2 pseudogenes are annotated in these 619 nt (G+C 54.1%); one reads left to right on the top strand and one right to left on the bottom strand.

The window, feature by feature from the left end:
- Positions 1-498, top strand: a pseudogene (locus VPK24_RS17850) (DEAD/DEAH box helicase); the annotation flags it as partial.
- 27 nt (positions 499-525) lie between these two features.
- On the opposite strand, the pseudogene VPK24_RS17855 reads toward VPK24_RS17850, so the two are convergent.
- Positions 526-619 (bottom strand): annotated as a pseudogene (locus VPK24_RS17855) (redoxin family protein); the annotation flags it as partial.

Genomic DNA, 619 nt, shown 5'->3' on the forward strand with positions numbered 1-619 from the left:
AATAACTGGGTTAATCGTTTGTGGAATGGCTTGGCTAATACTTGGGATTTGGCCAAAACGCCGGCTAGGGGCGCTGGGGATCGTGTCATGGTGGTTGCTGCCCGTTCGATCGGCAGCATCCAGATGAACCGCTTGGTGCAGGGCGATGTGGGTAGTGGCAAGACCATTGTAGCATTCCTCAGCATGCTAATGGCACTGGATAGTGACTGCCAGGCCTGCCTTATGGCACCAACAGAGATATTGGCCGAGCAGCATTTTAATGGATTGCAGCCACTGGCTAACAAGATGGGCCTGCCGATTGCCAAACTCACAGGCAGTACCAAAACCAAGGAGCGCAAGGTGATCCTGGAAGCATTGGCCAATGGTGTGTTGCCATTTATTGTTGGAACACATGCACTACTGGAGCCTACCGTCAAGTTCAAGCGGCTGGGCCTCAGTGTGGTAGATGAGCAGCACAGGTTTGGTGTGGCGCAGCGAGCTCGCTTGTGGGAGAAGAACTTGAACGAGGAAGGGGTAGCGGTGGCACCTAATTTCTTCATAGAGTTCTTCGTAACGCGGCAGGTGGCTGGTGGAGCAGGTGGGCGTGAAAGCGCCCGGCAGTGAAAACAACACAACACGC

It is taken from the genome of Limnothrix redekei LRLZ20PSL1, from assembly GCF_043235035.1.
GTDB lineage: Bacteria > Cyanobacteriota > Cyanobacteriia > CACIAM-69d > CACIAM-69d > CACIAM-69d.